This window comes from Fluviicola sp. (genome assembly GCF_030151805.1).
In the GTDB taxonomy this organism is placed as follows: domain Bacteria; phylum Bacteroidota; class Bacteroidia; order Flavobacteriales_D; family Crocinitomicaceae; genus Fluviicola.
The window spans coordinates 1-8,671 of record NZ_JASLCN010000494.1 but is presented as its reverse complement, the minus strand read 5'-3'; the positions used below and the strand labels follow the sequence as shown (position 1 = coordinate 8,671).

4 protein-coding genes are annotated in these 8,671 nt (G+C 45.7%); 2 read left to right on the top strand and 2 right to left on the bottom strand.

Annotation, left to right across the window (positions count from 1 at the left end):
- On the top strand, positions 1-3,122 hold a 3,122-nt coding region (locus tag Q1V93_RS18835; RefSeq protein WP_300666943.1), incomplete at its 5' end, for an Ig-like domain-containing protein.
- 111 nt (positions 3,123-3,233) lie between these two features.
- On the opposite strand, the gene Q1V93_RS18830 is transcribed toward Q1V93_RS18835, so the two are convergent.
- Together Q1V93_RS18830 and Q1V93_RS18825 are read right to left on the bottom strand one after the other, a co-directional pair.
- Positions 3,234-5,669 (bottom strand): PKD-like domain-containing protein, encoded by a 2,436-nt coding sequence (locus tag Q1V93_RS18830; protein ID WP_300666940.1) that lies wholly within the window; start codon positions 5,667-5,669, stop codon positions 3,234-3,236.
- A 54-nt stretch (positions 5,670-5,723) separates the two neighbouring features.
- Complete coding sequence (locus Q1V93_RS18825) at positions 5,724-8,102, bottom strand: gliding motility-associated C-terminal domain-containing protein (protein WP_300666937.1); 2,379 nt, start codon at positions 8,100-8,102, stop codon at positions 5,724-5,726.
- A gap of 282 nt (positions 8,103-8,384) precedes the next feature.
- Here Q1V93_RS18825 and Q1V93_RS18820 point away from each other — a divergent pair.
- Positions 8,385-8,671: hypothetical protein (locus Q1V93_RS18820; RefSeq protein ID WP_300666936.1), on the top strand; the 287-nt coding region annotated here is incomplete at its 3' end.

The window sequence follows — 8,671 nt, the reverse complement described above, 5'->3', positions numbered from 1 at the left end:
CGATTAACGGCGGGGCGAACCAGACAGTGAGTAGCGGAGCAGGAACAAGCGCAACGGTTACAGCTCCAACCGGAACTTCGGGAACGTTTACTTACAATTTGGTAAGTGTGACGAGTGCAATGGGGTGTTCTCAAAACCAAACGGGCTCAGCTACCGTAACGGTTAATTTATTACCAACAGCAACGATTTCCGTAACAGTAACTGTTTGCCAGAATGCTACGGCTCCTACGATTACTTTTACGGGGGCGAACGGAACAGCTCCTTATACATTTACGTACAACATCAATGGTGGCGCCAATCAAACGATGAGCAGCGGGGCGGGGGCTACAGCCACAGTTACCGCTCCAACCGGAACAACGGGTGTATTTACTTACAACCTGATAAGTGTTTCCAGTGCCACAAGCTGTTCTCAGAATCAAACGGGAAGCGCTGTGATCACTGTTAATCCAACTCCGACAATCGGTGGGGTGTTTACAGCTTGTGCCGGATCTACGACTCAATTGACCGGAAGCGGAACTGCTGCGGTAACGAATCCATGGACCTCTTCCAATCCGGCTGTTGCCACCGTTTCAAGCACGGGATTGGTAACCGGAGTGAATCCGGGAACGAGTACGATTACATACACCAATTCGAACGGTTGTTCTGCAACTCAAGCGGTGACAATTACATCCGGTGCGACGATCACAGGAACTTTAAGTGTTTGTATCGGCGGAACAAGCCAATTGAGCGGAACAGGTACTCCGAATGCTACCAATCCGTGGGTTTCATCTAATACGGCTGTAGCAACGGTTTCCAATACAGGTTTGATCACCGGAGTTTCAGCCGGAACAACAACGATTACTTACACTAACTCAAGCGGATGCCTGGATAATCAGATTTTAACGGTGAATTCGCTGCCTACAGTAAGTGGTTCCGATGTTTGCCTGGGGGGAACTTCTCAATTGACAGGCTCCGGAACTGCCAATGCGACTAATCCGTGGGTTTCTTCGAATACCGCTGTAGCTACTGTTTCCAATGCAGGCTTAGTAACTGGTGTTTCAGTCGGATCAACGACGATTACGTATACCAATTCGAATGGCTGTTCTAATACAATGACATTGAATGTGGTCGGGAATCCTGCAGTAACAGGAACATTGACAGTCTGCGTCGGAGCTACGACACAATTGTCCGCAAGCGGAACACCGAATGCGACGAATCCGTGGACATCATCGAATACCGCTGTTGCGACGGTTTCCAATACCGGTTTAGTGACCGGTGTTTCGGCCGGAACAGCAACCATCACCTTTACGAATTCATCGTCGTGTCAAAGTACGGCTGTTGTTACAATCAATCCGCTGCCGACGATTACCGGAACATTGAGTGTTTGTGTGGGATTAACTACCCAATTAACAGGTTCGGGAACTGCTAACGCTACTAACCCGTGGGCATCATCCAATACAGCTGTTGCCACCGTTTCCAATACCGGATTAGTGACCGGCGTTTCGGGAGGAACAACAACGATTACTTATACAAACAGCAATGGTTGTTCTCAAACGGCTTTGCTTACTGTTAACCCTTTACCAACGGCAACTATTTCGGGAGCAACGACCATTTGTGCCGGTTCGGCAACGACGTTTACGATTTCCGGAACACCCAATGCTGCCGTAACGTATTCAAATGGAACCGCAAATTCAACTGTTACGTTGAATGCAGCGGGAACTGCAACCGTCAATACAGGAGTTTTGAATACCACAACAACCTACACGCTGGTTTCAGCTCAATCTGCTGCTCCGGCGTCTTGCAATAACACGTTGACAGGATCAATTACCATTACCGTTAACCCGATTCCGGTGATGGATCCGGTTGCAAACGTGGTTGTTTGTCCGAATGGGAATGTGGCGATTCCATCTTTCACCTCCACGCCAACAGGATCAACGTTTGCATGGACGAACACTAATACTTCGATCGGACTTGGAGCGAGTGGAGCAGGTGATATTCCTGCTTTCGCCGGAACGAATCCGGGAACAACACCAATCAGCGGAACGGTAACCGTTGTGCCTACTTTGAACGGTTGTGCGGGATCGAGTGTCACGTTTACAATCGGAGTGAGTAATAACCCGGTTGCCAATGCAGGGGCAGATATCAGTCTTTGTCTCAATTCAACAACAGGAAACCAGATCGGTTCGGCTCCGGTTGCGGGAAATACCTACTCGTGGAATCCGGCTACGGGATTGAATGATGCTACGATTTCCAATCCGCGGGTAAATGCTTCAACAGCCGGAACCAGCTCATACACTGTTACAGTAACGAATCCACTTGGATGTATTGCCACAGATGTAGTCGTCGTGACGGTTAATCCGTTGCCGCTTGTTTCATTTACAAGTAATGCAACAAATGGTTGTGCTCCGGTTTCGATCTCGTTTACCAATACAAGTCCGAATTCAGTGAATTGTGTCTGGACTTTTGAAGGTGGAGGAACGCAAACCGGTTGCGGAACAATTACGCAGCAATTCAATACAGCCGGAACGTTTGATGTGACTTTAACCATTACAGATGGAAACGGTTGTGTGAATTCTCTGACGAACGCTAATATGGTGACAATCTATCCGGAAGTGGATGCATCGTTCGGTGTGAATACGATTGAGCAATCCATTTTGAATCCGGTGTTTAGTTTTGATAACAATTCGACAAATGCTACAACCTATTTCTGGGAATTCGGAGACGGAACAACTTCCAGTCAAACCAATCCGACGCATCAGTATGCGGGAACACCAGGAGTGTATCACGTGATTCTGTATGCTTCCAATCCGGCAGGATGTAACGACAGTGCTGTGTTGGTTGTTTCGGTAATAGATGAATTGATCTTCTATGTTCCGAATACCTTTACTCCTGACGGCGATGAACACAACAACGTCTTCTTCCCGGTATTCAGCTCTGGTTTTGACGGACAGAATTATACGCTTTTGATTTTTGACCGCTGGGGTGAGGTTTTATTCGAGTCGCACGATGTTGCTTTTGGCTGGGATGGAACGTATATCGGGCAATTGTGTAAAGAAGGTGTTTATACCTGGAAAATTCTTATTAAGGAAAGAAATAAGGACAAGCACCACGAATATGTGGGGCATGTGAATTTATTAAAATAAATATACCACAACTGAAACCTGGTTAGTAAGAAGGTCGATTCATGTATGAGTCGACCTTCTTTTGAATTGTGTAGCAGCAGGTATTAAAGCATTATTGAAAGTTCTTGAAAATCATTTCCCCCGTTCCAGGTGAAAGAAACCTTGTCCTTCATAGATTTTATCGGAATGATCGGTGATTTTGTAGTTGTAGTAATAAACTCCTCCCGGAGCATTATCTCCATCCCAGGTATCCGTTGGTTTTTCCAGTTTAGTCATGCTGTTTCCCCAACGATTGAAGATTTCAACGAATACTGTTTTTGCATTCGTAGTTCCGATATAAAAAACGTCATTGACATGATCGCCGTTCGGGGTAAAAACATTCGGAACGTGGATCAGGAAATCAGCTGCTGCTGTAACAAGAATCGTAATCCGGATGGAATCCGTACACAATCCGTTACTTGCTGTCAGAATAACCGGATAAGTTCCGGCATCATGATAGATTGTAGAAACGGTTGGATTGGATGAGGTACTTGACTGGCCGTTTCCAAAATCCCAGATATAACTGTTTGCATTTACGGATGTATTTTGGAAAACAACTTCCAATGGAGCTTCGCCTGCGGTCACTGAAGGAATAAAATCTGCAAGGGGTTCCGGTAAAACAGTTACGATGACAGTTTCTGTCCCAGAGCAACCGGAAGATGAAACCCCGGTCACGGTATAAGTGGTTGTCGTTGCCGGAGAAGCAGTAATCGTTGAGCCGCTTGTAGTATTTAAACCACCTGACGGGAACCAGGTATAAGAAATCGCGCCCGATGCGGTCAATGAAACGAATTGTCCCGGACAAATACTGCTGTTTCCGGGCAGAATGCTGATGGGCAATGTTGCATTGACATTCACAGTGATATTGATCGGATTTCCCGCGCAAGTTCCTGCAGTGGGAATGATGGTGTATACTACATTTCCACCGCTACCTGAAGTTAGGACCTGGTTGATCACATTACCTGATCCGTTACTGGCTCCGGAGACACTTGAAGCAGCAGCAGTCCAGGAGAATGTTGTGCCGGGGATGTTCGCATTTAAACTGATATTCGTGGCGTCTCCGGTACAGATATTTTGTCCTTGCGCAGTTGCGACAGGTACGGGATTGATCACGATTTCCATTGTTGCGGAAGTGGCTGCACATAATCCTGAACCAGATGCCGGAGTGAAGGTATAAGTAGTCGTTTGTGAGTTGTTGACGGCCGGCGACCAGGTTCCGTTGATTCCTTCCAGTGAAGTAGTGGGAAGCATAAAACTTTGACCGGAACACAACGGACCGGGATTGTTAAAGCCTGGTGTAATTTGGTTTCCTATCGCAACTGTCATGGTTGTTGTATTGGTACATTGCCCGGATGCCGGAGTGAAGGTATATGTCGTCGTTTGAGAGTTGTTGATGGCCGGTGACCAGGTTCCGTTGATTCCTTCCAGTGAAGTAGTTGGAAGCGTAAAGTTTTCACCCGGACACAATGGCCCCGGATTGTTGAAGTTTGGCGTAAGCTGATTGTTTACCGCAACCGTCATAGTAGCTGTATTAGCACATGATCCTGATGCGGGAATGAATGTATAAGTAGTCGTTTGTGAGTTGTTTACAGCGGGCGACCAGGTTCCGCTGATTCCCTCCAATGATGTTGTTGGAAGCGTAAAGCTTTGACCTGAACAAACTGTTCCGGGTGGATTGAAAGTAGGAGTACTTCCGTTGGATACGGTGATTGAAAAGTCGTATTCGCTTGAGGTGGGACAAAAAAGCGTACCGCCGGAAGTTGATCCCGAAGATTCTACATGGTAATTATACGTTCCGGGAATTGCCGGAGGAGTAATCGTAATGGAAGAGCCTGAAGTAGCTCCAAGACCGTTATCTCCGGACCAGGCGTAAGTGCCGGAACCGCCACTGACCGTTGCGTCGATACTTTCACCCGCACAGATGGTTGTTTCACTGAGATTGACAGATAGCCCCGTGCTGACTCCTGAAGTTGCCACGAAAGAATAAGCACAATTCTGGCTGGAATAACCATCAATCAGAATGTAATACGTTTCTCCGGGAATGAGGTTATTGATGGTCACATTGTGCGGGGTACTTTGCTGATTCATCTGCTTGTTGCAATATTTCACATCGACCGGGCCGCTGCCACAATTAGCTGCTGAAAAAACAGCCAGCTGAATGGCTTTGGTAGTTACAGGTTTGATACAATCATACACATATACGTCGAACGAAATGCTGGTTGATCCTGCAACAAACTTTAAATAACTGTCGTTATTGATATCCAGCTGATCCCAGCCATTGGTACTGCAAGTTATAATAGCGCTTTGCAAAGCAGGCCATGCATCGACCGTATAGGAGGAAAGCGTACGGCCACAATATCCGTTGAGATTACAAATCGGAGTTGCCAGACAGGCACTTTCTCCCGGAGCAGTGCTTGGAGCGCAAGGCGGCATTCCGGCAGGTTGTGAAAACAATGATTCGTTCATGCAGGTGCTGAAAAGAACGATCAGAAAAAGCGTACGAAGAATGAAAGCAGGAGCAATTTTCATGTGTTGGTTTTTAGTTGTTTTAGAAGTGTTTATACCAGAGAGTTAACATGTTGATTATCGGATGATGTTCAAATGCCCGACGTAAGCCTCTTTATCATCATTTCGCTTGAGTTTTAAAGTGATTTTCCAGGTGTAAGTACCATCCTGGGCTATTTTGTCGTTGTATGTTCCATCCCAGCCCACATCGGCATTTTTGGAAATGAAAATGCATTCGCCCCACCTGTTGTAGATTTCCATTTGATAGTTAAAAGGATCGTAACCGGAAGTCATAACAGGTTTGAAATTATTGTTGTGTTCGTCTCCGTCCGGGGTGAATGTGTTCGGAACATAAAAAACAAGTTCTTCTTCAATCGTTATGACTTTGTGAGTTGTATCGCTGCATCCCGCATCATTGGTTGCGATGAGCACAATGGTGTAATTCGAAGAACTTTCATTCGGGAATTGATGCGATGTATTTTGCGTGTATTCTTCCATGGAATGATCTCCGAAATTCCATTCATAATTGGTCGCTCCGGTACTCGTATTTGTCATCGAATAGAGCCCGTTGTTTCCTGAACTGACCGAAAAAGATGCCGTTGGTTTCGGGTACACGCACAGGTAGTCCGGAAAGGTCGTGTTTCCGCTTGAACAGCCGCCCGCAGTGCTTCCGCTGATTGTGATGTCGTAGCATCCGGGAGTATTCGCATTGAATCCGGGATAATTTGCAAAGTCGATAACGGACGTGTTTTGGCCGGACATTACTGTAAGCGGGGATTCGTTGTTTAAACTGTATGTAAACGTATAAGGCGCTGCACCTCCGATGGCTTTGATCATGACAACCGGCATTTCTTCGCCCTGGCAAATAGCACCGTCTCCGGATAACGTGAGTTCAAACCCCGGATTAATGACAACAGTCATATTTGTCGAAGTGACACAAGCTGCAGTATCAGGTGTAAATGTGTAAATGGTTGTTTGTGTGTTGTTGACTGCCGGAGTCCAGGATCCCGTTATTCCGTTGTTTGAAGTTGCAGGTAAATTAAAAGTAACTCCGGAACAAAGCGGCCCCGGATTGGTAAATGCAGGAATCACCTGGTTGTTGACCAAAACAGTCATTGTCATGGAAGAAGTACATCCCGGATTATCGGGTGTGAAAGTATACGTTGTGGATTGTGTATTGTCAATAGCCGGTGACCAGGTTCCGGTAATGCCGTTATTCGAAGTTGTAGGTAAGGTATATGCGGTTCCTGCGCAGATTGGCCCGGGATTGTTGAATACCGGTACTGTTCCATTGTTAATGACAACAGTCATCTGAATGGTTGCGGCGCATTGTCCTCCGTTGGGGGTGAAGGTGTAAGTTGTTGTTGTATTGTTATTGACAGCCGGCGACCACGTTCCGGAAATTCCTTCATTCGAACTTGCTGGTAAGGTAAAAACTGTTCCCTGGCAAAGTGGTCCCGGATTCGTAAATGTGGGTGTTGTGGTATTGACCGTTACGGTGACTTGATCTGTTGTGATGCAATTGTTTACAGTGTCCGTCACTGTTACAGTGTAAACGGTAGTTGTTGGCGGATTTGCCGTTGGATTGGGAATATTCGGATTGCTTAGATTCGTAGTGGGAGTCCATGAGTAGGTATAATTTCCGCCGGATCCAGAACCTGATCCGGATATTTTTACGCCATAATCTTCGATTTCAGAAGCGAACCAATACATTCCCGTCTGAGTTCCGGTATATCCGGCATAAGGTGCAATAATTCCCTGGGGATTTCCATACGTGCAGGCATTGTCGGAAGGAACAAAAGGAGCATTGTCTTTGGCGCGGATTCTCATTCTGAAGATTCCGGTTTGCTGACCTGCCGGAACGGTGATCGGAATTGTGCTGAAAGAAACCGGATTGGAATTCGTCATGGAAGTGGTATGTACTAATTCACTTCCCGGAACATTATCAAAGGTTCCGTCGTTATTCCAGTCAATCCAGATTCTGAAGGAATACGGAGCATTGTTGTAAAGAGACGGTCCGGAAACGGTTAAATAAAAGGTGCCTCCGGGAGTGGATTCTACAATTTGAGCCGTGTAATTACTGTACCAGACGCTTTGCCAGGCATTCGGTCCCATCGGGTCAATTCCTCCGATCAAGGTATTCAAATTGGAGATATTGTTTCCGTTCATTCCTCCGCTTGTTGAGACATTGTTGATGTAAACTCCGCCTCCTTGAGTCAGCTGACCTGGCGTTGTGCAGCCCGGAGCCATCGGGCCTGGATTTGGAGTTGTAGGCGTTTCCCCGATGGTTGCGCTTCCTCCGCAGGGAATAGTGACATCTGCTCCGGCATTGACAGGAATCGGAGGATTGCAAAGCGTCTGAGATCTTAATTGATTCGAAAATGAGATGAAAATCAATGTTAAAGCACCGGAAAAATACTTCCGCATTCCCGGCTTTATCCGCATAAGTTCTTTCATAGCATAGGTTCTTTACTTTGCTGTATCAAAGTGATAAACAGCTGTTAAGCTACCGTATTTTTTTTATGCTATCGTGAAAAACAAGGAATGCCGAAAGCTTATTTGATGTAGGTCAAAAAATATTGGAATTTGAAGCTTTATTTAGGTCTCAAAATCGTATATTCGGTGATAAACGGAAACAATTTCGATATCATTTTATTCTTCCGCTACAGCGAATAAAATGCATCATCAGCTATATTTTCGTACACTGTTTATTTTTACTTACTTGTCTAAACTTGAAACATGACAGATCCTGAGTTCGTTAAAGAAGCATTTAAGGGTTATTTGACTTTAAGTGACGAGCTTTCTATGGAACTCGCTAAAATATCAGAGATTTGTCGTTTCAGTAAGAATGAAAAAATTTACACAAGAGGATCTGTCGTAGATTCCGTCGGAATTGTAAAAGAAGGATTGGTTCGCTCATTTATTCTGAGCGGAGATAAAGAAATGACCATCTGGTTTGGTGAAGTGGGGGATTTCATTACGTCATTTTATTCCTTTTTTACGGGAAAAGAAGGTCTTGAAACCAT